Source organism: Nonomuraea sp. NPDC023979 (genome assembly GCF_040639085.1).
Classification (GTDB): domain Bacteria; phylum Actinomycetota; class Actinomycetes; order Streptosporangiales; family Streptosporangiaceae; genus Nonomuraea; species Nonomuraea ceibae.
The window spans coordinates 110243-133659 of sequence record NZ_JBEZZG010000005.1; the positions used below are offsets into that span (position 1 = coordinate 110243).

Below are 23417 nucleotides of genomic sequence, written 5' to 3' on the forward strand. Positions count from 1 at the left end.
CCCTCTTGACGCGTATCCAGGTGCGTTCGTACGTTCGGGCGCACGTTTAGGAAACTTTCCTAATTCGGTCCCTTCTCTTCAGGAGCCCCCCATGACCCACCCGGGAGAGATCACGCGGCGCCAGCTTCTGCGCCGGATCGGCCTCACCGCGTTCGTCGCAGGTCCCGGCGCGGGACTGCTGAGCGCTTGCGCGACGGCCGGCGGGGGCGGTACCCCGTCTTCTGCGGCCCCCGCCACGACGCTGGCGGCCTCGGCCGACCCGAAGAACCCCTTCGGCGTCGACCCGAACAAGCCGCTCGAGGTAACGATCTTCAGCGGCGGCTACACCGACGCCTACGCCAAGGAGATCCACGAGCCGCTGTACAAGAAGGCGTTCCCCGGTGCCACGATCAAGCACAACGCCACCCAGCAGATCGGCATCCAGCTCCGCCCGCGCTTCGTCAGCGGCGACGCGCCGGACGTGATCAACAACTCCGGCCCCGAGTCGATGGACCTCGTGGCGCTCGCCGGCCAGGGCCACCTGGCCGACCTCACGGTGCTGTTCGACGCGCCCTCCTACGACGACCCGAGCAAGAAGGTCCGCGACACGGTCACCCCGGCCGTGATCACCAACGCCAAGATCGACGGCAAGGACCTGGTGCTCAACTACACCGTGTCCCACCGGGCCCTGTGGTACAACGCCCGGCTCTTCGAGCAGAAGGGCTGGACCGTGCCGAAGACCTGGGCCGAGTTCACCGCCCTGGGCGAGCAGGCGAAGAAGGAGGGCATCGTCCTGTTCGCCTACCCCGGACAGGTCGGCCCGTACTACCAGACGTGGAACATGCTCTACACGGCCGCCAAGATCGGCGGCAACCAGGTCATCATCGACATCGACAACCTCGTCGACAACGCCTGGCTCGCCGACCCGGTCAAGAAGGCCGTCGCCGCCTGGGTCGACATCCAGGCGAAGTACGGCGACAAGGCGTACTTCGGCCTCGACCACACGCAGACGCAGGTCAAGCAGCTCCAGAACAAGGTGCTGTTCTACCCGACCGGCTCGTGGATCGAGAACGAGATGGTCAAGGACATCCCGGACGACTTCGAGTACGCCATCGCCCCCATCCCCGACGTGACCCCCAGCGACGTCATGCCGTACGGCGCCATCCAGGTCGGCGTGGGCGAGAACTTCGTCGTCGGCGCCAAGGGCAAGAACCCCCAGGGCGGCCTCGAGTACCTGCGCATCATGCTGTCGAAGGAAGGCGCCAAGGGCTTCACCCAGAAGACCCAGAACCTCACCGTCGTCAACGGCGCCGCCGAGGGCGTCGACCTGCCCGCCGCGCTCCGGAGCGCCGCCAAGGCCCAGGACGCCGCCGGTCAGAACATCATCACCGACGCCCGGTTCGAAGGCTGGTACAAGGAGCTCTTCGACTACGCCACCGAGCAGATGAACGTGGTCATGGCCGGGCGCAGCACCCCCGAGGAGTTCTGCGTCAACGTGCAGAAGAAGGCCGACGAGATCAAGAAGGATTCGAAGGTCTCCAAGCAGACGCGGAGCGAATAGTTCGATGGAGCGGCTGCGCAAGTACGGATTCATTGCCGGGTTCCTGATCGTCCCCGTCGTCCTCTACTCGGTCTTCGTGATCAGCCCGTACATCCAGGCATTCCAGATCTCGCTGACCGACTGGGACGGGTACGCGGCGAGCCCGGCCTACGTGGGACTGGAGAACTTCGCCAAGCTCTTTGACGACGACGCGTTCTGGCAGGCGTTGCGCAACCACGGGATCCTGCTGCTGGTGCTGCCGCTCGCGACCACCGTCATCGCGCTGTTCTTCTCCTTCCTCATCAACCTGGGCGGAGGGTCGCACGGCGCGGGGATGCGCGGCATCTGGGGGTCGAAGTTCTACCGCGTCGTGTTCTTCTTCCCCCAGGTGCTGGCCGTGGCCGTGGTCGGCGTGCTCTTCAGGGCCATCTACCGGCCCGACGAGTACGGCGTCGTCAACGGGGTGCTGATCAAGCTGGGCTTCGACCCGGTGGGCTGGCTCGTCGAGCCGAGCATCGCCCTGTGGGCGGTCATCGCGGTGATGGTCTGGCAGGCCGTCGGCTTCTACGTGGTGCTGTTCTCGGCGGGCATGGCGGCCATCCCGAAGGACTACTTCGAGGCGGCCGCCCTCGACGGGGCCGGCCGGTTCCGGCTGTTCTTCTCCATCACGCTGCCCCTGCTGCGCGACACCGTCCAGGTCGGCTGGGTCTACCTGGGCATCGCCGCGTTCGACGGCTTCGCCCTGATCCAGGTGCTCACCGGTGACAAGGGCGAGCCCGACGGCACCACGCACGTGCTGCCCGTGCAGATCTGGAAGACCGCCTTCAACTACAGCGAGTACGGATACGCCTCCGCGATGGGCGTGGCGCTGTTCTTCCTCACGGTCACGTTCGCGGTGCTGACGCTGCGCACCACCCGGCGCGAAAGGATCGAGTTCTGATGGCCACGCGTCGTCGCCGCCTGTCGAGGCCCCGGCCGAGCCTGCTCAGCGGACTGTCCCACGTCGCGCTGGTCATCTGGGCGCTGCTGATCATCCTGCCGCTGCTGTGGACGTTCCTGGCCTCGTTCAAGAACAACGCCGAGATCTTCGGCGACGCGCTGCAACTCCCGCAGGCGCTGCGGTGGGAGGCGTGGGGGCGGGCCTGGGACAAGGCCCACGTCGGGCGCTACCTGCTCAACACGGTGATCGTGGTCTTCTTCAGCACGCTGGGCACGATGGTGTTCGGGTCGATGGCCGCCTACGTGCTGGCGCGCTACCGGTTCCCCGGCAACCGGCTGATCTACTACTTCTTCGTGGCGGGCATGGCGTTCCCGGTGTTCCTGGCGCTCGGGCCGCTGTTCTTCGTGGTGCAGCAGGTCGGTCTGCTCTACACGCACACGGGCCTGGTGCTGGTCTACATCGCCTACTCGCTGCCGTTCACGGTCTTCTTCCTGGCCGCCTTCTTCCGCGGGCTGCCGGAGTCGGTGGCCGAGGCGGCCAGGATCGACGGGGCCTCCCATACGCGGACGTTCTTCCAGATCATGGTGCCGATGGCCAAGCCCGGCCTGATCAGCATCACCATCTTCAACGTGCTCGGCCAGTGGAACCAGTATCTGCTGCCGCTCGTGCTCGTCGCCCGCGACGAGGAGGACTGGGTCATCACCCAGGGCATCGCCAGCATCTCCACGCTGGCGGGCGCCGACGCCGACTGGCCGAGCCTGTTCGCCGCGCTCAGCATGACGATCCTGCCGGTGCTCGTCGTGTACGTCATCTTCCAGCGCCAGATCCAGTCGGGGCTCGGCGCGGGGGCGCTGAAGTAACGTGGCCTCATGGACGTCGAGCAGAAGCTGCGCGAGCTGCCCCGGTGGCGGCGCGAGGGTGACGAGATCAGGCGCACGGTCAGCGCGCCCGACTTCCCCACGGCCATCCGGATCGTCGACGAGATCGCGGTCCGGGCCGAGGAGCTCAACCACCATCCCGACATCGACATCCGCTGGCGCGACCTGCACCTCGCGCTGACCACGCATGATCAGGGCGGCCTCACCGAGCTCGACTTCACGCTGGCCGCCCTGATTGACGACATCGCCGCGAAACACGGTGCGTAGCCGAGTGGCTACTGGTTAGAGTGGTGCCCTCGCCGAGCCCGGACCGTACGGGCTCCCGGACCGGGGGATCTCCATGCGCGTGCCCGCACTCCTGCTCGTCCTGCTCGCGGCCGGTTGCGCGGGCTCCCCGCCGCAGCTCGCGCACGCCCCCGACCCCGGCGACGTGCGCCTGACCGGCGGCGGCGAGCTCACCGACGGCGACACCGCCGCCATCGCCTACGACCGCAAGCTCGTCCCGGCCGGCGCGCAGGCCAGCGTCACCGCCGAGTCCACCGGCGGGCAGACGCTCACCTCCCTCGTCGTCGAGGGGCTGCTGCCGACCCGCCCCTACGGCGCCCACCTGCACACCAAGCCCTGCGGCAAGACCGGCGAGGACGCCGGCCCCCACTACCAGCACGAGCCCGGCCAGGCCAGCGTGCGCAACGAGGTGTGGCTCGACTTCACCACCGACAGCTCGGGGGCAGGCCGCGCCACGGCGCGCAACGCCTGGTCGCTCGACTCCGGCAGGCTGCCCGGCTCCCTGGTGATCCACGCCCGTCACACCACGTCCTCGGGCCCCGACGCGGGCGCGGCGGGCGACCGGCTGGCCTGCGTGACGCTCAAGTGAGCGCGTGACGGCGCCTGATCACGACCGTGACCACGGCGATGAGCGCCACGCCCAGCGGGAGCGCGCCCAGCACCAGCGCCTGACGCCACACGCCGCGCGCCCCGGTCGGCAGCACCCGGTCACCGGCCGGCGTCAGCGCGGCGGGGAAGACCTCGCCCGCCTCGGCGTCCGGCACGGTGGCGACGACGATCGGTGCCTTCGACCGGTCGTCGAACACGAAGGACGCCCGGCAGTCGTAGCGCCCCTGGCCCAGGGCCTGGCACGACACGACCGTCGCGGTGCCGGGCGTCCCGGCGTGGCCGAGCGCCACCTTCAGCTCCGGCAGAGAGACCAGGACGACGGTGGTCGCCAGCCAGATCAGCAGGGCTCCCGGGATCAGCAGCCCCAGCAGCCGCCCGGCGACCGCCGGGGTGGTGGTGGGTTCCGTGGTGAGTTCCGTACGTGACACGCCGCCCACCCTGCCGCCGGGCGCTTGGAATTCACCTGCATACCGCTGACCTCGTCGCGGCCCCGGTCAGGAGTGGCCGGCGGGGATGGTGCCGAGCCGGCCCGCCTGGAAGTCCTCGAAGGCCTGGACGAGCTCGGCGCGGGTGTTCATGACGAACGGGCCGTAGTGGGCGACCGGCTCGCCGATCGGCGCGCCGCCCAGCACGATCACCTCCAGCGTGTCCTTGGCGGTCAGCGTGATGCTCTCGCCGTCGGTGGTGAGGCCGGGCCGGTTGCCGAAGCCGTTGAACACCGCGAGCTGGCCGCCGTGCAGGGGCCGCCGGTCGGCGCCCGCCGTGCCGCGCCCCGACAGGGCGTAGGCCAGCGCGTTGAAGTCCTTGCGCCACGGCAGCGTGAGCCGGCCGCCGGGGCTGATCGTGGCGTGCAGCAGCGTGATCGGCGTCTGCGTGCTGCCGGGGCCGGAGTGACCGGCCAGGTCGCCGGCGATCAGGCGCACCAGCGCGCTGCCGTCGTGGCTGCTGAGCAGCACCACGGACGAGCGCCCGATGTCCTGATATTTCGGCGCGGTCATCTTCTTGGCGCCGGGCAGGTTGACCCACAGCTGGATGCCGTGGAACAGCCCGCCCTGCTGCACCAGCCACTCCGGCGGCGCCTCCTTGTGCAGGATGCCGGCCCCGGCGGTCATCCACTGGGTGTCGCCGTTGGTGATCGAGCCGCCGCCTCCGTTGGAGTCGAGGTGGTCCATCACCCCGTCGATCATGTACGTGACCGTCTCGAAGCCCCGGTGCGGATGCCAGGGGGTGCCCTTGGGCTCACCGGCCGCGTAGTCGACCTCGCCCATCTGGTCCATCATCACGAACGGGTCCAGGTAGGCGGGCTTGATCGCGGCCAGCGCCCGGCGCACCGGGAAGCCCTCGCCCTCGAAGCCGCTGGGCGCCGTCTCGACGGCCAGCACCTTGCGCTGCGGCGTCCCGGCCACCGGTTCGGGCAGGCGGGGGAGGGTGAGGAGGTTGTCGACGGTCACGGCGGGCATCTCGGGCTCCTTACGGCCGGGGATCGTGCTCCGGTCAACCCAGTTTAGTTTTCAACTATTCCACCATGAGCCTGAACGCGCCCCGCGCCAGCGCCAGGAGCTCCTGGCCCGTCCGGTCGTCGTCGAACGGCGCGCCCGGGTTCACCGCCATGAGCGTCACGACGTACGTCCTGCCGTCCCTGGTGGTGGCGCTGAAGCTCATGTCGAGCAGCCCCGGCTCCGAGCCGCCCTTGTACCAGGCCGCCCGCCACCGGTCCGCCGGCAGCCCGAGCCCGGCGTCGTTCGCCGACATGATCTCGCCGATCCGGCCGTCGTCCAGCTTCGCCAGCCCCGCGTGGGCGCGACAGACGTCCATCGGCGAGGCGAACCACTCGATCGTGTCCAGCTCGCGCGGCCGCGGCCACCCGGCGATCTCCCGCAGCGGCACCTTCGCCACCACGTCCGCCAGGAACGCGCGCCTGCCCCGGGTGTCCTCGGCCAGATAGCGCTCGGCCAGCTCCGGATAGCGGGCGCCCTTGAGCGCGAACAGCTCCCTGGTGGTCAGCAGCGGCTCGTTGCGCCGCTCGTGCCCCTTCGTCCAGGCGCGCATCGTCCGCTCGACCGCCCGCCGGCCCGCCCGGTGCACGAGCAGGTCCGTGGCCGTGTTGTCGCTGATCGAGATCATCAGCTTGGCGGCCTCCAGGACCGTCACCTTGCTGCCGTCGGGCAGGTCCTGCAACCGGCCGGTCGGCAGGCTCTTCAGCTCCGGCGTGATCGTCAGCTTCGTGTCCCAGCGGTAGGCGCCCTTCTTGATCTGCGCGGCCACCGTGCCGAGCACGAACAGCTTGACCATCGACCCCAGCGGCCGGCGCACGCCCGTCGCGACGCCCCGCACCGGACGGCAGGACCGGCCGGTGACCTCGGCCGCGACGAACCCGGTGCGCGGCGCGACCGCGCGCAGCCGCCGCTCCAGCTCGCCCCAGCTCGCCGGCGTGGGCCGCGGCTCGGGCGGCTCGGCCAGCAGCAGCCCGCTGATCAGCCCGGCGCCGTTCACGCCGAGCGTCAGCAGGTAGCGCCTGCCGCCCAGGTCCACGGCGGCCACGAGCGCGCCCGCGTGCTGGACGTGCACCGAGCGCACCTGGATGCCCTTGTAGGCGGCCAGCGCCTCGTTGATCCGCTCGGCGGGGACCGCGGCGAGGAACTCGGGGGCGAAGCGCGCCTTCAGCTCGGCCTGCCCGATCGGCGTCCGCGTGGCGGCGTCCAGCACCCAGCGCAGCGCGTCGCCCAGCGGCGTGTCCGGGATCTCGGCGCCCGCGACCCGGGCGATGCCGGCGTAAGAGACGGGCACGGCTTGGGCGGGGACGGTCAGGGCGGGGACGGCCAGGGCGACGGCGCAGGCGACGGCAGCCAGGCTTCGTGCCGGGTGGTTCATGAGGAAGATCCCTTCCGCTCGACGGATCTCCAGCAAAACGCGGACCGGCCCGCCCGGCCCACCGTGCGGGCCACCGTCCCGGCGGTGCGGACGGCCGTACGAAGTGTGCGGTCAACCGGATGGACGCCGTCCGGAAGGCTTGTGACGATGGTCGGATATGCGTACCAACCTGGCGGCGGTCCTGGCGGCCGCGACCGCGGCCGTGACGCTGGTGGCGGCCACCGTCGCGACGGGCGGGCCCCTCGCCTCGCAGGCGGCGTTCGTCGCCGTCGGCCTGATCCTCCCGGCGCTCGGCCTGCTGCTCGCCCTCCGGCGGCCCGACGTGCCCTACGGCAGGCTGCTGCTGGCCGCCGCCGTCTGCTTCGGCGTCGGCCTGTCCGGGGTCGCCCTGGCGGACGTCGCGCCGGGGCTCGCCCGGGCGGCCCTCGCCGCGATGGCCGTCTTCTACGGGCTGAGCTGGGTGTACGTGCCGCTGCTGTTCCCGGAGGGCCGGCTGCCGTCGCGGCGCTGGCGGCCCGTCGCCTGGCTCGCCGGGGTCGCGATCGCCCTGCACGCCGCCGGCAACCTGACGGTGTCGTTCCTGCCCGGCCGGCCCATCGACGTGCACGGCCCCGTCCAGTGGGCCGGCGTCTTCGCCTCCGCGGCCGGGCAGTTCACGGTCTGGGTCCTCGGTCACGTGGTGTTCGCCGGGCTCGTGCTCCGCTGGTGGCGCAGCCGCCCGCCCGAGCGGGCCCAGTACGGCTGGATGGCCGCCGGAGCCGCCGCCAACCAGATCGGGATCGTGCTCGGCTACCTGTTCCTGAGCGGCGGCCAGGCCCCGGCGGTCGGCCTGGTCGGCATGCTGGCCGTGCTCGGCGCGCTGCCCGGCGCGATCGTCGTCGCGGTCGCCCGCCACCACCTGCTCGACATCCGCATCGGCCTGCGCGGCTCGCGTCTGCTCCTGGTGTTCGACGTACGGCCGACCGTGGGGGAGGTGCTGTCCAGCCTCGCCCCCGACCTGGAGGACAGCCGGGAACCCGTGGAGCAGCTCGGCCGGCTCGCCGAGGCCGTACGGACCGGCCTGGAGACGCGCTGGGCGGCCGTCACGCTGGCCGACGGCAGGCGGGTGGTGTCCGGGGCCGAGGACGGCCCCGCGGCCCTCACCCTGCCCGTACGGGGCGGCCAGGGGCGGCTCGAATGCGGCCCCCGCGTCTCCGGCCGCCTGACCCGCGAGGACCGGCGCTTCCTGGAAGCGCTCGCCGTGCCCGCCGGGCTCGCCATCCAGAGCGCCGGGCTGGCCACCCGCCTGGTCAACGCCCAGGAGGCCGAGCGGCGGCGCATCGAGCGCAACATCCACGACGGCGTCCAGCAGCAGCTCGTCGCCCTCATCGCCGGGATCGAGCTGGCCCGCGCCACCGGAGGCGGCGCCGCGACCCTCGCCGGCCTGCGCGAACAGGCCCGCCAGACCCTCGCCGACCTGCGCGAGCTGGCCGCCGGCATCCACCCGTCGGCGCTGAGCCAGGGCGGCCTCGTCGAGGCCGTCGAGGAGCGCTGCGCCCGGCTGCCCGTGCCCGTCCACGTCCACGCCGGGCGCGACCTGCGGGCCGAGCGCTTCCCCGACGAGGTCGAGGGCGCGATGTACTTCACCGTGAGCGAGGCCGTGGCCAACGCGCTCAAGCACGCCGCGGCGGCCAGGATAGAAGTGCGGCTGTCCAGGGACGACGGACGGCTCGGCGTGACCGTGGGCGACGACGGCGCCGGCTTCGAGGCCCGGCCCGGCGTGCTCGGCACGCTGACCGACCGGCTCACCGCGCTGGGCGGCGGGCTGCGGGTCGACAGCGAGCGGGGAAAGGGGACACGGGTGCACGCCTGGGTGCCGGTCGATGGGTGAGCCGATCAGGGCCGTCCTGGCCGACGACCACTACCTGGTGCGCGAGGGCACCCGGCGGCTGCTGGAGACCTCCGCCGAGGTCACCGTCGCCGCCGCCGTCGGCGACGCCGACCAGCTCCTCGACGCCGTCCGCAGGCTCCGGCCCGACGTGGTGGTCACCGACATCCGGATGCCCGGAGGGCGGTGGCGGCAGGGCTTCGAGGGCATCGACGCCGCCCACCGCGTGCGCGCCGCCCACCCGGGCGTCGGCATCGTCGTGCTGTCGCAGTACTCCGACGCGCTGTTCGCCCTGGAGCTGTTCAAGCACGGCACCGAGGGGCTGGCCTACCTGCTGAAGGACCGCGTCGGCGACCTCGACGAGCTGCTGGGCGCGATCAGGGCGGTCGCCTCCGGCGGCTCCGTCATCGACCCGAAGGTGGTCGAGGGCCTGATGGCCAGGCACGACGTGCGCGGCGAGCCGGAGTCGCTCACCCCGCGCGAGCGCGACGTGCTGCGCGAGATGGCCCACGGCAGGTCCAACGGCGCCATCGCCAGGGCGCTGCACCTGTCGGTGTCGTCGGTGGAGAAGAACGTCAACGCCATCTTCACCAAGCTCGGCCTGGAGAACAGCGGCGACGTCCACCGCAGGGTCGCCGCCGTCCTGGCCTACCTGCGCCCCTAGCCGAACACCGCGGGAGGCGGCACCGGTGCGAGCACCGCGTCGCCGTCCCTGATGGGCGCGGCCCCGGCGATGAAGTTGACCAGCGCCTCGCCGTGCACGCACCGCGCCTGCGTGAGGCCGCCCGCCGCGCGGCGGGTGAGCAGCTCGACCGGCAGCTCCGTCCGTGAGGCGGCGACGATGAGGTTGCCGAACCGGCGTCCCCGCATCACCCCCGGCTCGGCCAGCAGCGCCACGTGCCGGAACGCCCCCGTCACCGTGGCCAGCAGCCGCCTGGCGAACGCCAGGCCCTTGCCGTCGGCCAGGTTGACCAGCAGCGTGCCCGAAGGGCGCAGCACCCGGGCGATGTCGCCCAGGTATTCCTCGGTGGCCAGCTCCACGGGCATCGTCGCGCCGCTGAAGGCGTCCAGGACCAGCAGGTCGGCCGTGGCGTCCCACACCTTCGCGGTGCCCTCGCGCCCACCGGCCACGATGACCTTCAGCCGGGGCACCGAGCGCAGCGCGAGCTGCTCGCGCACCAGGTCGACGAGCAGCCCGTCGGGCTCGATGACGATGTGCCGCGACCCCGGCCGGGTCGCCGTGACGTAACGGGGGATCGTGCACGCCCCGCCGCCCACGTGGACGCAGCTCAGCTCCCCTTCAGGAAGCAAATCGATGACGTCCGCCATGAGGCGTACGTACTCGAATTCCAGGAATGTGGGGTCTTGTAGGTCGACATACGACTGCGGTACGCCATCCTTGGACAGCATCCAGCCGTCCTGCCTGTCCAGATCCCGGAGCAGTTCGACCTCGCCGAACGTCACCGAATACTGGCCGGGGGCCGGTTCCCGCTGCTGTCCACGTGCCACGCTGATCCCTCCCTGGGAGAACCGTATGCGACGCAGAAGGCTGATTGTGCTCCTCGGGGCGGTTCTCGCGGTGATGGCCGCGGTGGCCTTCGCCGTCGCCGCCGCCGGCGGGGTCAGAGGCAGCGCCGCCGCCACCGCGAAGGCATATTTCGACGCCTGGCGGGCGGGTGACGTCGGGACGATGAGCCGGCTGGTCGACCGGCCGCCGGGCGACTTCCGGGAGCGGCACCGGGCGATGGACGCCGAGCTCGGCGTCACCGGCCTGGAGTTACGCCCCGCGCCGGTGAAGAGCACCGGCGAGGAGAGCGCGGAGGCGCCGTTCAGCGGGGTGCGGACGCTGGACGAGCTGGGCGAGTGGCCGTTCGACGGGGTGCTGCGGCTGGCCGTGCGCGACGGGGAGTGGAAGGTGCTGTGGGCCCCGGAGACGCTGCACCCGGTGCTCAAGGGCGGCGCCACGGTGGAGCTGACCGACTTCGAGGGGCCGGCGGTCGAGCTGGTCACCCGGGAGGGCGATCCGATCCCGCGCGACAGTCACGTGGAGTCGTACCTGGCCAGGCTGCGGCCCGAGTTCGGGGACGTGAACCTGGGGCTGGCGCTGGTGGCCAAGGAGCCGGGCGGGGCCGAGCGGCGGCTGCTGACCGCCGAGCCGAAGCCGAACGTCGTGCGCCTCACGCTGTCGCGCCCCGTCCAGGCCGCCGCCGCGCGGGCGCTGGACGGCGTGGAGAACTCCTCGATCGTCGTGCTGCGTCCCGGCACCGGGGAGGTGCTGGCGGTGGCCGACCGGCTCAAGGACAACTACAGCGCCTTCCACGACATGTTCCCGCCCGGCTCCACGTTCAAGACGATCGTGGCCGCCGCGCTGCTGAAGTCCGGGCTCCAGCCGGGCTCCCCGGTGCCGTGCCCGGCCAGGTACGCGATCCCGGGCCACCGCGGCTTTGACAACGACGGGGAGAGGGACCGGGGCGTGGTCTCCTTCGCCGACGCGCTCGCGTACTCCTGCAACACCACGTTCGTCCAGCAGGGCACGACCCGGCTCGACGCCGAGGAGCTGCGTGAGACGGCGCTGGAGTGGGGGTTCGGGCGCAGCATGCCGACGGGCGCGCAGGGCGCGTGCGGCTCGATCGAGGACCCGCAGACGCCCGACGACGCCGGCGCGAACATCATCGGCCAGGGCAAGGTGCTGGCCACGCCGCTGTGCATGGCGGCGATCGCCGCCGCCGTGCAGGACGGCACGCTGCGCTCGCCCCGGCTGCTCGCCGAGAAGGAGGTGCGCCGGATCGACGGCCCGCCGCATCCGCCGGCGCCGATGGACTCGACGGTCGTGGCGGGGCTGCAGCAGATGATGCGGGCCGTCGTGGACCACGGCACGGCCAGTGGCGCGGGGCTGCCGCCGGGGGTGGCGGGCAAGACGGGGACGGCCGAGGTGCAGGGTCAGCGGCCGCACGCCTGGTTCATGGGATTCACCGACGACCTGGCGTTCTGCGTCTTCGTCAGGCACGGCGGATCGGGCGGCTCGGCGGCGGTGCCGATCGCGGTCCGCTTTCTCAACGGTCTCTAACCTACGGTACCGTAGGTTTCATGACGACGATCACCGTAAAGCCCCGGTTGCGCGGTTGGTTGCACGCGGGGGCGCTGCCCGTGACCCTGCTGGGCGGGTTCGCGCTCGTGGCGCTCGGCCCCACGCTCCAGGCCCGTCTCGCCGCCGCCGTCTACGCGATCACCTCGGGGCTGCTCTTCGGCATCTCGGCCACCTACCACCGCAGCACGCTCGGCCCCCGGCTGGCGGAGGTGCTGCGGCGCTGCGACCACGCGAACATCTACCTGATCATCGCGGGCACCTACACGCCGTTCGCGCTGCTGGCGCTCGACGGGGCCGCCCGGGTGGCGGTGCTCGGCGTGATCTGGGGCGGGGCGCTGGCCGGGGTGCTGTTCAGGGTGCTGTGGATGGGCGCGCCGCGCTGGCTCTACACCGTGCTCTACCTGGCGCTCGGCTGGACCGCGATCTTCGTGATGCCGCAGCTCCTGGAGGGCGCGGGGGTGGTCGCCGTGGTGCTCGTCGCCGTCGGCGGCGTCTTCTACAGCGCCGGCGCCGTCGTGTACGGGCTGCGCCGGCCCGACCCGTCGCCGCGCTGGTTCGGCTACCACGAGGTCTTCCACGCCTTCACGCTGGCCGCCTACCTGGTGCAGTACATTGCGGTGTCGATCGTGGTCTATTCACAGTGATTTGACCGCATGCGGGGCTATCCGGGAGTCGATTCTGGACAGCAGAGCGGAATGGAACGACTCGCAAGCACCTGGTGGCTGGTGCTCATCCGCGGCATCGCGGCGATCCTCTTCGGCATCCTCGCGCTGATCTGGCCGGGCATCACGCTGCTCGTGCTGGTGGTCTTCTTCGGCGCGTACGCGATCGTCGACGGGATCTTCTCGATCTTCTCCGGGTTCCGGCACGGGGCGCGGTCGCGGGCGTGGCCGATCTTCATCGGCGTCGTCAGCGTCCTGGCCGGCATCGTGGCCCTGGTGTGGCCCGGCATCACCTCGCTGGCACTGCTGTACGTGGTCGCGTTCTGGGCGATCTTCCACGGGATCGCCGAGATCGTGGACGGGATCCAGCTCCGCAAGGTGATCGACAACGAGTGGATGCTCATCGTGGGCGGCATCCTGTCGGTGATCTTCGGCGTCCTGCTGCTGATCTGGCCGGGGGCGGGCCTGCTCACGCTGGCCTGGCTGATCGGGATCTTCGCCATCCTGTACGGCATCGCGATGGTGGCTCTGGCGTTCCGGGTGAAGAACCTCGCGCCGAAGGCCCATCATCCGTAAATCTTACGTATATATCGGGATGAAGGCGGGAAATGTACAGCATGTCCGGCTCATTGTGGAGGAGACATGGACGTACACGCCCGCCTCGCCCGCCACCTGCTCGTCGACGGTTACCGGCTCGTCCTCGACCTGGAGCTCAGCCAGGGCTCCTGGCTGGTCGACGCCCGCGACGGCCGCCGCTACCTGGACTTCTACACGTTCTTCGCATCCGCGCCCCTGGGCGTGAACCCGCCCTTCGACCCGGACTTCACCCGCCTGCTCGGCCAGGTCGCCCGGAACAAACCCGCCAACCCCGACATGTACACCGAACACCTGGCGGACTTCGTCGACACCTTCACCCGCGTGTTCGGCGACCCGGCCCTTCCCCACCTGTTCTTCGTCGAGGGCGGCGCGCTGGCCGTCGAGAACGCGCTGAAGACGGCCTTCGACTACAAGAGCCGCCGCAACGAGGCCGCCGGCCGCTCACCCGCGCTCGGCACCCGCGTCCTGCACCTCACCCAGGCCTTCCACGGCCGCAGCGGCTACACGCTGAGCCTGACCAACACCGACCCGGTCAAGACCGAGCGCTTCCCCGTCTTCGACTGGCCCCGCGTGGACGTGCCCGCCATCCACTTCGGCGACGTCGAGGCGGCCGAGGAACGCGCGCTCGCCCAGGCCCGCGCCGCCTTCGAACGCCACCCGCACGACATCGCCTGCTTCATCGCCGAGCCCATCCAGGGCGAGGGCGGCGACAACCACATGCGCGCCGAGTTCCTCCAGGCGATGCAGCGGCTCTGCCATGCGCACGACGCGCTGTTCGTGCTGGACGAGGTGCAGACCGGCGGCGGCACCACCGGCACCCCGTGGGCCTACCAGCAGCTCGGCCTGGAGCCCGACATCGTGGCTTTCGCCAAGAAGGTCCAGGTGGGCGGCATCATGGCGGGCCGCCGGGTCGACCAGGTCGAGGACAACGTGTTCAGGCGCAGCGGGCGGATCAACTCCACCTGGGGCGGCGGGCTGGTCGACATGGTGCGCAGCCGCGGCCTGATGGAGATCATCGAACGCGACCGGCTGATCCCGCGTGCCGCCACCCTCGGCTCGGTCATCCTCGAACGCCTCACCAAGCTGGAGGCCGAGCACCCGGAGACCGTCGCGAACGTGCGCGGCCGGGGCCTGATGGCCGCCTTCGACCTGCCCGACACGGCGGCGCGCGACGCGATGGTCACCGCGCTGCGCGAGGACGCGGGCGTGCTGGTGCTGCCGTGCGGCACCCGCTCGGTGCGGCTGCGCCCGGCGCTAAACATCCCCGAGCAGGACCTGGAGCACGGGCTCGACGCCCTGGCCACCACCCTGGAGGGGTCACTCACGCGATAGCCACAGGCCGATCGCGGTGACGCGCGAGTCCACGCCCAGCTTGGCGTAGATGCGGTTGACGTGGTTCTTGACCGTCTTCTCGCTGAGGAAAAGCCGTTGCGCGATCTGGCCGTTGGACTCGCCCTTCGCGATCAGGTCCATGACCTCGGCCTCGCGCTTGCTCAATGACGTGAACACGCTCTCGAACGCTGCGTCGTCGACTCTCATCCGGCCTCCGGGGCGCGTAGACAGTCAGGTCGCCGAGGGCCCCCGAGCTTCCGGCGTTGGCGGTAGACAGCGAGCATAACTCGCAATGTCGTGATTTGGGGACGATGCCGGAAGAAAACGGCAACGGCCGGTCCTATCGGACCGGCCGTTCGCGTCAGGGTGAGTGAAGGGACTTGAACCCTCGACATCCAGGACCACAACCTGGCGCTCTGCCAACTGAGCTACACCCACCATCGTGCCGCCCGTGAGAACGGCACAGCAAAAGTGTAGCGGTGTTCGGGAGTCTTCACGCCACCCATTAACCGCTGACACGCTCGGCGAGCGTCCGGGCCGTCGCCGAATCGGGCCCGGGCTGCCCCACGAACACGGCCGCACGGTAGTAGCGCAGCTCGCGGATGCTCTCGGTGATGTCGGCCAGAGCCCGGTGACCGCCCTGCTTCTCGGGCGCGGCGAAATAGACCCGCGGATACCACCGGCGGACCAGCTCCTTGATCGACGACACGTCGATCATCCGATAGTGCAGGTAGGCGTCCACCGCCGGCATGTCACGCGACAGGAACGTGCGGTCCGTGCCGATCGAGTTGCCGCACAGCGGCGCCTTCTTCGGCTCGGCGATGTGCCGCCGCAGGTAGTCGAGCACCATGGACTCCGCCTCGGCCAGCGTCACCCCGCCGGCCAGCTCCGGCAGCAGCCCGGACGCGGTGTGCATCTCCCTGACCACCTGCGACATCTGCTCCAGCGACTCCGGCGGCGGCTTGATGACCACGTCGACGCCCTCGTCCAGCTGGTTGAGCTCGCTGTCGGTGACGATGCACGCCACCTCCACGAGCGCGTCGCGCCCGAGATCGAGCCCGGTCATCTCGCAGTCGATCCAGACCAGCAAGTCACTCATTCGTTCTCCTCGCCGCAGCGGCCCGGAGTGACCCGCCCCGCTTGCCTACCCCACCAGCCTAGTGCCACCGGTCAGGCGGGCTTGATAGAGCTGAGCACGTCACCGACCACGTCGGTGCCCAGGTTGTCCGGGACCGAGATGTAGACCAGCGCCGGGCGCTCGCCCTCGCCCCGGTCCATCAGCACGACCGCGCCGCTCTCCTTCTTCCACTTGAAGTTCTTCTGCTCCGACACCTTGGTGAAGTCGTACTCGAACTGCACCACCCAGGCGTCCCGGTCACCGATCTTCATGGCCTTGTCGGCGACGATCTTGCTCTCGTGGGGGAGGTCGTAGTAGCGGGCGAAGTCCGCCATCACCAGCTTGGCCGTGGTGCCCAGGCTCGCCGCCCCGGCGTACGGGAAGCGCTCGATCAGCTCACCCGCGTAGATGTTGCCCACCCAGTCGCTCTCGCCGTCGAACTTCTCGTGCGCGACCTTGCCCACGCCGCTCGTCCACGACTGGATGGCCGGGTTGGTGCCGTTGATCGAGCTCGCCTCCGGCACCGTCCACCCATCCGGCACCTCGTACGAGAGGCCCGCGATGGGGTCGGTCACCGTGCCGTCCTGCGGCTGCGGGAGCTGGGCCGGGGTCGTCGGCCGATCCGTGGGCTGGTCGGTCGGCGGGTCGGAGGGCCGCTCGCTCGGCGGGTCCTCCGTCTCCGGCAGCGACTGCGTCGGCGAGTCGGTCGGCGCCGCCACCGGCGAGGAGCTGTTGGCCAGGTAGATGCCCGCCACCGCGATCAGCGCCACCACCACCAGCGCCGCCAGGCCGCCGAGCACCCACGGCAGCGGGTTGCTCTGCTTGGGCGGCGGCCCGTAACCGGGACCGGGCAGCGGCGCGCCGCCCCACTGACCGGGCTGCTGCGGGGGCTGCTGGGTCTGCTGGGGCGGTTGCTGCTGCTGCGGCGGGGCCTGCGCGAACTGCGGCTGCTGGCCGTAGGCGAGCGTGGGATTCGCCGGGGCCGACGACCAGTCGGGCTGGCTCTGAGGCTGCTGCGGCCGGCTCTGGGGCTGCTGCGATCCCTGCTCCAGGGGGTGGGTGGCGTCCGTCCACTGGTTGCCGTCCCACCACCGCAACTGAGGGGATCCGTACGGGTCGGGGTACCAGCCCGCGGGGGTCTGCTGGGTCATGCCCGTCAGAGTAGTAAGAACGGCTTTGAGATGCATTGTTGCGCCGTTCGGCACTTGGGCTTCAGCACTTGTACGTGAAAGTCGCCTTGCCGCTGCGCGCCGGGCCCGGCGACAGCACCCGCAGCGTCGACGTCGCCTTCACCGTGCTCTCACCCTGCAACTCCCAGCGCAGCGTCAGGTCGTACGACGTCCTGTCCGCCCGGGTGCGCAGGGTGCCGCGCTCGACCTTCTTCTCCAGGTTCTGGCGCCACTCGTACCGGATCTCGCCCACGCCGCCGTTCGTGGTGATCGTGCCCGTGACGGTCACCACGGTGTCGCAGCCCTGAGTCTTCTTCGGCACGCGCACCGCCACCTCCGACACGGCCAGCTCCGGGCCGCCGCCGTTCAGCCGCAGCCAGGCGAACGCCGCGCCCGCCAGCACCACCGCCAGCACCACCGCCGACAGCGCCGTCCGCCGCCGCCGCGCCCTGCCCCGCCGGCCCGCGCCGCGCCGCCCGCCCGGCCCGTCACGGCCCTCACGCCAGATCCGCTCCGCCGCCGTCTCCGCCGGCGCCCCGACCCCCGGCCCGAACCGCACCTCCCCGTCCCCCTGCCGCCCCGGCCGCGTGGCCACCTCAGCCCCCGGCCGCGTCCCCGCGACGCCGTCCGGGCCTGCGGGAGTACGGGCCTCGGGGACGTGCAGAAGCGTGACGATGTCGCCCTCGTCCCGATCCTCCGGCCCCTGGGCGGCCGGCTGCCGGTACGCCGAGGGCTGGGCGAACACCGAACGGCCGCGCGCCGCCCGGGCCAGGCCGTCCCGGCTGACCGTTCCCGGGGGCAGCTCGGCCAGCAGCAGGTCCCGGGCCGCCGCCAGCCCTCTGGTGACCGCCGTGCCCGCCGCCCGTTCGAACAGCGCCGCCACCTGGGGCGCCTCCCTGGTGCTCGAGGCCGCCAGCCCGCGTGCCAGCGACGCCCACCCGGCGGCGTCCCGCTCCGGAGCGGACACCTGGCCCCGGATGGCGTCGGCCAGGCCGCGCTCCGACAGCAGCGCCTCCCCCTCGGCCGTGATCACCACGGTCCCCGGATGCACGGAGCCGTGAGTCACCCCGGCGGCGTGCAGCCCGAGCAGCGTCCGCGCCGTCTCCACCAGCACCGACGCCGCCCCACCGGCTTCCACACCCCCCAACAACGACACACCCCCATCCCCGTACGGGTGGCCGCCCTGAGCGGGGAAACCCCCGAGGGGCTGCCCGCTTTGGGCGTGAGCGTCGCCGTACGGGTGGCTGCCCCGCCCGGGGGTGTCGCCGGACGGGGGGATGGTGAGGAGGGTGGAGAGGGTGGGGGTGACCGCTTGGGCGGTCAGGAGCCACACCTGGTCGCCGGCCGCCACGACGTCCGCCACCGGGATGAGCCCCGTGAGGCCGCCGAGGACGAGGCGGCGGTCGGTGAGGACGGCGGACACGACGCGCTCCCGCACCCCGGGCAGTTCGATGACGCGCGCGTCGAACAGCAGCGCCCCCGCCCGCCGCCCGTCGGGTGAGATCGCGTCGATCCAGTTGCCCAGCTCGGTGATCCACGTGTGCTCGGTCAGCCGGAACCCGGCAATACCGTTTCTCGGACTGCTCATCGCCGTCGCCCCCCGCCGCGTCTTCTAGCGCTTCCTGCGGTGCCGTCCCGCCATGCGGCGTTTCACCGCAAGTGTGACGGGAAGCGCGCCTGTCGTCACGAGCCCGGCCGCGAGCAGTGCCGCGGGGGCCGCCGCTGCCGTGGAGGGCTCGGGGCCGGGGAGTCCGGGCGTGGTCTCGCCGTCGCCCGTGGGCTCGTCGTCCGGGGTGGGGCTCTGGGACGTCGGGGTTCGGGTGGGCGTGGGGCGGGGCGGCCGGGTGGTCGCCTGGGTGGCGGTGGGGGTGGGGGTCGGCTTGGGGAGCGGCCCGGCGGTGCCGTTGTGAGCGTGGGCCCTGCCGGTGAGCTGCGGGTCGGCGGTCTTCGTGGGCTTGGGGGAGCGGGTCTTGGTGGCCGTGGGGGCGGCGGTGGCCGGCTTGGCCGTCCTGGTGGGGGCGGCGGTCGTGGGGGCCGGGTCCGGCGGTGCGGTGGCGGTCGTGGGGGCGGTGGTGGGGGCGACGGGCGGGCCGGTGTCCGGGAGCTCGGTGGCGGGCGGCTCCGAGGCCGGCGGTTCGGAGGCGGGCGGTTCGGAGAACGGCGGCTCCGAGGTGGCGGGCTCGGCCGGGGCCGAGGGCGACGGGGTGACCTCGGTGCTCTGGGCGGTCAGGGTGCGGTCGCCGTCGAGGGCGTTGGTGAGGACGAGCGCGGCGGTGATCACCGCCCCGGTGCAGACCGCGCCGATGGCGATCTTGCCGGTGAGCTTGGTCATCACCTTGCCCGGCCTGCCGAACCGGGTCCGGGCGAGCGTGGTGTGCACCTCCACGGGCGCGTCGGGCGCGGACGGGAACAGCAGGAGCAGCAGCCCCGCCAGCGCCGACAGCCGCCGCCTGCCGCGTTCCTCCCAGTCGTCGCCGTACGCGCCCGCCGCGACGGCCTCCAGCTCGGCCAGGAACGCCTCGGCGGAGGCGGGACGCGCCTCCGCCCGCTTGGCCAGGCCGCGCTCGACCAGTTCGCGCAGCGCGGCCGGGACCTCCTCGACGGGCGGGGCGGCGGCCTGGTGCTGGTGGGCGAGGGCGGCGACGTTCGAGGCGCGGAACGGCCTTGCGCCGGTGAGGCATTCGAAGAACACCACCGTGGCGGCGTACACGTCGGTGGCGGGCGAGGCGGGCAGCCCGGACCACTGCTCGGGCGCCATGTACGGCGGGGTGCCGGCGGCGCTCGCGCCCTCGCCGGCCATGACCGCGATGCCGAAGTCGACGAGCTTGGTGTCGCCGTCGCCCTGGACGATGACGTTCTCGGGCTTGTAGTCGCGGTGCACGACGCCGATGGCGTGCGCGGCGGCCAGGCCCTGGAGCGAGCCCTTGAGCACGGTCAGCGCGGCCTCCGGCCCGGTCGGGCCCTCCGACCTGAGCAGCTGCCGCAGCGACACGCCGTCGACGAGCTCCATGACGATGGCCGCGCCCCGCCCGGTCTCGACGTAGTCGATCAGGCGGGCGTTGTGCGGGCTGCGCAGCGTGCCGAGCAGCCTGGCCTCGTGACGGAAGCGGGCGACGAAGCTCACGTCGGACCGCAGCTCGTCGGAGAGGTACTTGATGGCGACCTCGGCGTCGTCGCGGTCGCGTCTTGCCAGGACCACGCGGCCGGCGGCGCCGCTGCCGAGTTCGCGAACCTCGGTGTAGCCGGGGACCCCCCACTGCCCATCACCGTACATAACGGTTCTCCTCTGGAGTCTTCTGGGCCCCCACCCTTAACAGACGAGGCGTAGCTTAACGGCCCGGCACCTCACCACGTCACCAGATATCCGTACATGGGGGTACATGCAGGTCAGCCGATGGTTCCCGGCCCCTCCGTCGGCTCCTCGGTGGGCTGCTCCGTGGGTTCCTCCGTCGGCTCCTCCGGCTCACACGCCGGGGTCCGGCCGCCGTCCACCGCCGTGCCGCTGCCCGCCCCGGGCTCGGTGGAGGCGCGCACCTGCCAGGCCGTCCCGCAGGGCACCTGCCCGAACGCCTGCCGCACGGTCCTGACGTACGACGTGTCGCCGGCCAGCTCCAGCACCTGGCTCCCGGCGACCCTGCCGCCGAGCTGGAACGTCACGGTCAGTCGGACCGGCCTGGCGTTCCCGGTGCCCACGGCGACCGTGGCCGTGGCCGTGCCGTCGCCGTAGGCGCTCCGTATGATCGAGACGCTCTTCACCTCCGGCGGGCAGGTCACGCGCGCGCGGGCGGACGCCGTCCGGCCGCCGGCGCGCACGAGCACCGAGACGGTGGAGCCGCACGGGCGGGCGCGGAAGGCGTAGGTGAGGTCGCGGGTGTACGAGGTCCGCCCCGACAGGGTCGCCGAGCGGTCGGCCACCTGGTCGCCGTCGACCGCGAAGGCGGCGGAGACGGGCACCTCGGCGGTGCCGCTGGTGGTCATGAGGAGGCGGGCGCGGGCGGTGGCGCCGTCCATGCGGAGCGTCGCCCGTAACGCGGTGACCTCGGTGGGGCAGGGCGGCACGCTGACCGTGGCCGACCGGGCGCCGCCGGGGGCGGCCGGGGTGGACGCGACGGTGAGCGTGACGTCCTGGCCGCACGGCCGCTCGGGGAAGGTGTGGCGCAGCGTGCGCGTGTAGGCGGTGTCGCCGCGCAGCCCCAGGCGTTCGACGTGCACGATCCGGCCGCCGGCCCGCCAGGTGGCCTCGACGGTGACGGGGGCGGCGCCGGTGGCGGCGAGCGTGAACGTCCCGGCGGCCGTCGCGCCGTCCACGGCGAGCCGCCCCACCCCGAGCCGCGACACCGAGGTCACGGGCGACGGGGTCGGGGTGACGGTGCGGGTCGGGGTGCGGGTCGGGGTGGGGGTGGCCGTCCGCGTGGCCGTGGCCGTGGGCGTCGCCGTGCGCGTCGGGGTCGGGCGGGACGTGCGGGTGGCGCTCGGTCCGGTGGTACGGGTGGCGCTCGGCCCGGCGGTGGCCGTGAACGGCGGGGTGGCGGTGGGCGGCGGGTCGGAGTCGGTGCCGCCGGGCGGGTCCCCGGTGTCCTCAGGGGCCCCGGTGTCCTCGGGGTCGGCGGTGTCCTCGGGCACGAGCTGGGGCGTGGTGCTCGGCGTGGGCGGGAGCGCGACGGGGACGCCGGACTCCGTGGGCGGCGCGGCGGCGACCGGCTCGAACGGCGTCGCCCGGTCCCGGTTGGCGATCACCAGCGCGGCCGACACGGCGACCAGGGCGGCCAGCGTCGCGCCCATCGCGGTCTTGGTGACGTGCCCGCGCACGCCGCGGAAGGTGGTGCGGGCCAGAGTGGTCGACACCTGCGGCTCGGCGGGCGGCGGCTCGGGCATGAGCACGGCGAGCAGCAGCACCAGCGCCGCCAGCCGCCGCCTGCCGCGCTCCTCCCAGTCGTCGCCGTAAGCCGCCGCCGCGACGGCCTCCAGCTCGGCCACGAACGCCTCGGCGCCGGCAGGCCGGGCGGCGGGGTCCTTGGCCAGCCCGCGCTCGACGAGCCCGCGCACCGGCTCGGGCGCGTCCTGGACCGGGATGGGCGCGTGCACGTGCTGGTAGCCGAGCACGACGGGCTCGGTGGACCGGTAGGGCCGCTGCCCGGTCAGGCACTCGAAGAACACCGCCGTGGCCGCGTACACGTCGGTCGCCGCCGAGGACGGCTCCCCGGCCCACAGCTCCGGCGCCATGTACGGCGGCGTGCCCTCGGGGCGGGAGAGCGTCCCCTCCCGGACGGCGATGCCGAAGTCGACGAGCTTGCTGACGCCGTCGTCGCGGACGATGACGTTCTCCGGCTTGTAGTCTCGGTGCACGAGCCCCGTCTCGTGCGCCCTGGCCAGGCCGAGGAGCGAGCCCTTGAGGACGACCAGCGCCGCCTCCGGCCCGGTGGCGCCGTGCTCGCGCAGCAGGGCGCGCAGCGACACGCCGTTGACCAGCTCCATGACGATGGCGGCGCCCTGCGGGTCCTGGATGTACTCCCACAGGGTTGCGATGTTCGGGTGGCGCAGCGTGGTCAGCGTGCGGGCCTCGGCCCGGAAGCGGGCGAGCGCCACCGGGTCGCGCCGCCAGCGGTCGGACAGGTACTTGACGGCGACGTGAATGCCCGTGTCGTCGTGCACGGCGAGGACGACCCGGCCGGCGGCGCCGGTGCCGAGTTGCCTGACTTCCGTATAACCAGGAGCTTCCCAGCCCATGTTGCCTCTCCCATCAGAGGCGGCCCACCTGATTGTGACGCACGATCGAGGCGATTGGTTTGCCGGATCGGTCCTGATTTATGGAACTACCTTCTGCCGCTGATGTGAACAGGTATGTCGATTCCCTCTGGAAGAGCCGGGTCGGGCACCGGCTCGCCCCACGTCGTCACGAGCGGCAGCACCCCGGCCCAGACGGGCAGCGCGTAGTCCTCCTCCTCGTCCGAGGGGGCGCCCCGGCGCATCTTGACCGACGCCTCCTCCAGCGAGAGCGCGAGCACGGCGGTGGCGGCCAGCTCCTTGCGCGTCGGCTGCCGCGTGTAGTCCCACTGGCCGGGGGCGAGCTGCTCGGTCAGGGCGCGCAGTCCGAGCAGCCGCTCGTCCTCGTCGGTCACCAGCCTGGCCCGGCCGTAGATCACGGCGGAGCGGTAGTTGACCGAGTGGTTGAAGGACGAGCGGGCCAGCACGATGCCGTCGAGGTGGGTGACCGTGACGCACACCTCGCTGCCCTCGCCCGCGCGCAGCGACCGGGCACCGGTGGAGCCGTGCAGGTAGAGGGTGTCGCCGACGCGCCCGTAGCCGGTGGGGATCACCATCGGGTGGCCGTCCACGACCACGCCCAGGTGGCACACGAGTCCGGTGTCGAGCACCTCGTACAGGTCGGCGCGGTCGTCGCTGCCGCGATGCTTCTCCCGGCCGAGCCGGGTGCGCGGGGTGGTGGAGAGCATGCTCCGAAGCTAGCGGGAAAGTGGACTTATC

22 protein-coding genes and 1 tRNA gene are annotated in these 23417 nt (G+C 72.2%); 11 read left to right on the forward strand and 12 right to left on the reverse strand.

The window, feature by feature from the left end:
• Positions 1 to 91 precede the first annotated feature (91 nt).
• From ngcE to AB0G11_RS12120, 5 genes are all read left to right on the forward strand, one after another.
• On the forward strand, positions 92 to 1540 hold the full coding sequence (gene ngcE / locus AB0G11_RS12100) for an N-acetylglucosamine/diacetylchitobiose ABC transporter substrate-binding protein (protein ID WP_219513692.1): 1449 nt from the start codon (positions 92 to 94) through the stop codon (positions 1538 to 1540).
• Between the two features lie 4 nt (positions 1541 to 1544).
• Complete coding sequence (locus AB0G11_RS12105) at positions 1545 to 2459, forward strand: sugar ABC transporter permease (protein WP_357585575.1); 915 nt, start codon at positions 1545 to 1547, stop codon at positions 2457 to 2459.
• Positions 2459 to 3319 (forward strand): carbohydrate ABC transporter permease, encoded by an 861-nt coding sequence (locus AB0G11_RS12110; RefSeq protein WP_219513688.1) that lies wholly within the window; start codon positions 2459 to 2461, stop codon positions 3317 to 3319. Before AB0G11_RS12105 ends, AB0G11_RS12110 begins: the two co-directional genes overlap by 1 nt.
• A gap of 9 nt (positions 3320 to 3328) precedes the next feature.
• Positions 3329 to 3604, forward strand: a complete 276-nt coding sequence (locus AB0G11_RS12115) for a 4a-hydroxytetrahydrobiopterin dehydratase (protein ID WP_219513680.1) — start codon at positions 3329 to 3331, stop codon at positions 3602 to 3604.
• 73 nt (positions 3605 to 3677) lie between these two features.
• A complete protein-coding gene (locus AB0G11_RS12120; RefSeq protein WP_219513678.1) occupies positions 3678 to 4211 on the forward strand; it encodes a superoxide dismutase family protein in 534 nt (177 codons plus the stop codon).
• Here AB0G11_RS12120 and AB0G11_RS12125 read toward each other — a convergent pair.
• The 3 genes from AB0G11_RS12125 to AB0G11_RS12135 form a co-directional block, all read right to left on the reverse strand.
• Positions 4204 to 4659: a hypothetical protein gene (locus tag AB0G11_RS12125; protein WP_357585577.1), complete on the reverse strand. Its 456-nt coding sequence runs from the start codon at positions 4657 to 4659 to the stop codon at positions 4204 to 4206. The two genes, AB0G11_RS12120 and AB0G11_RS12125, sit on opposite strands and share 8 nt — an antisense overlap.
• 66 nt (positions 4660 to 4725) lie before the next feature.
• Positions 4726 to 5691, reverse strand: coding sequence for a pirin family protein (locus tag AB0G11_RS12130; RefSeq protein WP_219513668.1), 966 nt, complete (start codon positions 5689 to 5691; stop codon positions 4726 to 4728).
• A 55-nt stretch (positions 5692 to 5746) separates the two neighbouring features.
• Entirely contained in the window at positions 5747 to 7102 is a 1356-nt protein-coding gene (locus AB0G11_RS12135) for a serine hydrolase (RefSeq protein WP_357585579.1), read from the reverse strand.
• 157 nt (positions 7103 to 7259) lie between these two features.
• On the opposite strand from AB0G11_RS12135, the gene AB0G11_RS12140 reads away from it, so the two are divergent.
• Positions 7260 to 8972, forward strand: a complete 1713-nt coding sequence (locus AB0G11_RS12140; protein ID WP_357585581.1) for a histidine kinase — start codon at positions 7260 to 7262, stop codon at positions 8970 to 8972.
• Entirely contained in the window at positions 8965 to 9633 is a 669-nt protein-coding gene (locus AB0G11_RS12145) for a response regulator transcription factor (RefSeq protein ID WP_246646449.1), read from the forward strand. The genes AB0G11_RS12140 and AB0G11_RS12145 overlap by 8 nt, the downstream gene beginning before the upstream one ends.
• Here the strand turns inward: AB0G11_RS12145 and AB0G11_RS12150 are convergent.
• Positions 9630 to 10478 (reverse strand): fused MFS/spermidine synthase, encoded by an 849-nt coding sequence (locus AB0G11_RS12150; RefSeq protein WP_308126101.1) that lies wholly within the window; start codon positions 10476 to 10478, stop codon positions 9630 to 9632. The two genes, AB0G11_RS12145 and AB0G11_RS12150, sit on opposite strands and share 4 nt — an antisense overlap.
• A 25-nt stretch (positions 10479 to 10503) precedes the next feature.
• On the opposite strand from AB0G11_RS12150, the gene AB0G11_RS12155 reads away from it, so the two are divergent.
• From AB0G11_RS12155 to lat, 4 genes are all read left to right on the forward strand, one after another.
• Positions 10504 to 12036 carry a penicillin-binding transpeptidase domain-containing protein gene (locus tag AB0G11_RS12155; protein WP_357585583.1) on the forward strand — a complete coding sequence of 511 codons (1533 nt, stop codon included), beginning with the start codon at positions 10504 to 10506 and terminating at the stop codon, positions 12034 to 12036.
• Between the two features lie 20 nt (positions 12037 to 12056).
• On the forward strand, positions 12057 to 12701 hold the full coding sequence (locus tag AB0G11_RS12160) for a hemolysin III family protein (RefSeq protein ID WP_219513640.1): 645 nt from the start codon (positions 12057 to 12059) through the stop codon (positions 12699 to 12701).
• 51 nt (positions 12702 to 12752) lie between these two features.
• Positions 12753 to 13295, forward strand: coding sequence for an HdeD family acid-resistance protein (locus AB0G11_RS12165; RefSeq protein WP_219513632.1), 543 nt, complete (start codon positions 12753 to 12755; stop codon positions 13293 to 13295).
• A gap of 66 nt (positions 13296 to 13361) precedes the next feature.
• A complete protein-coding gene (gene lat, locus AB0G11_RS12170) occupies positions 13362 to 14648 on the forward strand; it encodes an L-lysine 6-transaminase (RefSeq protein WP_357585585.1) in 1287 nt (428 codons plus the stop codon).
• Here lat and AB0G11_RS12175 read toward each other — a convergent pair.
• The 8 genes from AB0G11_RS12175 to AB0G11_RS12210 form a co-directional block, all read right to left on the reverse strand.
• Positions 14634 to 14855: a LuxR C-terminal-related transcriptional regulator gene (locus AB0G11_RS12175; RefSeq protein ID WP_049556178.1), complete on the reverse strand. Its 222-nt coding sequence runs from the start codon at positions 14853 to 14855 to the stop codon at positions 14634 to 14636. The two genes, lat and AB0G11_RS12175, sit on opposite strands and share 15 nt — an antisense overlap.
• Positions 14856 to 15013: 158 nt before the next feature.
• Positions 15014 to 15086, reverse strand: a tRNA-His gene (locus AB0G11_RS12180).
• Between the two features lie 67 nt (positions 15087 to 15153).
• Positions 15154 to 15747, reverse strand: coding sequence for an oligoribonuclease (gene orn / locus AB0G11_RS12185; RefSeq protein WP_219513622.1), 594 nt, complete (start codon positions 15745 to 15747; stop codon positions 15154 to 15156).
• 71 nt (positions 15748 to 15818) lie between these two features.
• Positions 15819 to 16916 carry a DUF2510 domain-containing protein gene (locus tag AB0G11_RS12190; protein WP_219513612.1) on the reverse strand — a complete coding sequence of 366 codons (1098 nt, stop codon included), beginning with the start codon at positions 16914 to 16916 and terminating at the stop codon, positions 15819 to 15821.
• Between the two features lie 61 nt (positions 16917 to 16977).
• Complete coding sequence (locus AB0G11_RS12195) at positions 16978 to 18522, reverse strand: hypothetical protein (RefSeq protein ID WP_357585587.1); 1545 nt, start codon at positions 18520 to 18522, stop codon at positions 16978 to 16980.
• Positions 18523 to 18546: 24 nt separating this feature from the next.
• Complete coding sequence (locus AB0G11_RS12200; protein WP_357585589.1) at positions 18547 to 20208, reverse strand: serine/threonine-protein kinase; 1662 nt, start codon at positions 20206 to 20208, stop codon at positions 18547 to 18549.
• A 113-nt stretch (positions 20209 to 20321) separates the two neighbouring features.
• Complete coding sequence (locus tag AB0G11_RS12205; protein ID WP_357585591.1) at positions 20322 to 22661, reverse strand: serine/threonine-protein kinase; 2340 nt, start codon at positions 22659 to 22661, stop codon at positions 20322 to 20324.
• A gap of 86 nt (positions 22662 to 22747) precedes the next feature.
• Entirely contained in the window at positions 22748 to 23386 is a 639-nt protein-coding gene (locus AB0G11_RS12210; protein WP_219517422.1) for a pyridoxamine 5'-phosphate oxidase family protein, read from the reverse strand.
• Positions 23387 to 23417: the final 31 nt, after the last annotated feature.

Bases quoted from the DNA above. Each gene is read 5' to 3' on its own strand.
- ngcE (WP_219513692.1), top strand. From the start codon at position 92: ATGACCCACCCGGGAGAGATCACGCGGCGCCAGCTTCTGCGCCGGATC.
- AB0G11_RS12105 (WP_357585575.1), top strand. From the start codon at position 1,545: ATGGAGCGGCTGCGCAAGTACGGATTCATTGCCGGGTTCCTGATCGTC.
- AB0G11_RS12110 (WP_219513688.1), top strand. From the start codon at position 2,459: ATGGCCACGCGTCGTCGCCGCCTGTCGAGGCCCCGGCCGAGCCTGCTC.
- AB0G11_RS12115 (WP_219513680.1), top strand. From the start codon at position 3,329: ATGGACGTCGAGCAGAAGCTGCGCGAGCTGCCCCGGTGGCGGCGCGAG.
- AB0G11_RS12120 (WP_219513678.1), top strand. From the start codon at position 3,678: ATGCGCGTGCCCGCACTCCTGCTCGTCCTGCTCGCGGCCGGTTGCGCG.
- AB0G11_RS12130 (WP_219513668.1), bottom strand. From the start codon at position 5,691: ATGCCCGCCGTGACCGTCGACAACCTCCTCACCCTCCCCCGCCTGCCC.
- AB0G11_RS12135 (WP_357585579.1), bottom strand. From the start codon at position 7,102: ATGAACCACCCGGCACGAAGCCTGGCTGCCGTCGCCTGCGCCGTCGCC.
- AB0G11_RS12140 (WP_357585581.1), top strand. From the start codon at position 7,260: ATGCGTACCAACCTGGCGGCGGTCCTGGCGGCCGCGACCGCGGCCGTG.
- AB0G11_RS12145 (WP_246646449.1), top strand. From the start codon at position 8,965: ATGGGTGAGCCGATCAGGGCCGTCCTGGCCGACGACCACTACCTGGTG.
- AB0G11_RS12155 (WP_357585583.1), top strand. From the start codon at position 10,504: ATGCGACGCAGAAGGCTGATTGTGCTCCTCGGGGCGGTTCTCGCGGTG.
- AB0G11_RS12160 (WP_219513640.1), top strand. From the start codon at position 12,057: ATGACGACGATCACCGTAAAGCCCCGGTTGCGCGGTTGGTTGCACGCG.
- AB0G11_RS12165 (WP_219513632.1), top strand. From the start codon at position 12,753: ATGGAACGACTCGCAAGCACCTGGTGGCTGGTGCTCATCCGCGGCATC.
- lat (WP_357585585.1), top strand. From the start codon at position 13,362: ATGGACGTACACGCCCGCCTCGCCCGCCACCTGCTCGTCGACGGTTAC.
- AB0G11_RS12175 (WP_049556178.1), bottom strand. From the start codon at position 14,855: ATGAGAGTCGACGACGCAGCGTTCGAGAGCGTGTTCACGTCATTGAGC.
- orn (WP_219513622.1), bottom strand. From the start codon at position 15,747: ATGAGTGACTTGCTGGTCTGGATCGACTGCGAGATGACCGGGCTCGAT.
- AB0G11_RS12190 (WP_219513612.1), bottom strand. From the start codon at position 16,916: ATGACCCAGCAGACCCCCGCGGGCTGGTACCCCGACCCGTACGGATCC.
- AB0G11_RS12195 (WP_357585587.1), bottom strand. From the start codon at position 18,522: ATGAGCAGTCCGAGAAACGGTATTGCCGGGTTCCGGCTGACCGAGCAC.
- AB0G11_RS12200 (WP_357585589.1), bottom strand. From the start codon at position 20,208: ATGTACGGTGATGGGCAGTGGGGGGTCCCCGGCTACACCGAGGTTCGC.
- AB0G11_RS12205 (WP_357585591.1), bottom strand. From the start codon at position 22,661: ATGGGCTGGGAAGCTCCTGGTTATACGGAAGTCAGGCAACTCGGCACC.
- AB0G11_RS12210 (WP_219517422.1), bottom strand. From the start codon at position 23,386: ATGCTCTCCACCACCCCGCGCACCCGGCTCGGCCGGGAGAAGCATCGC.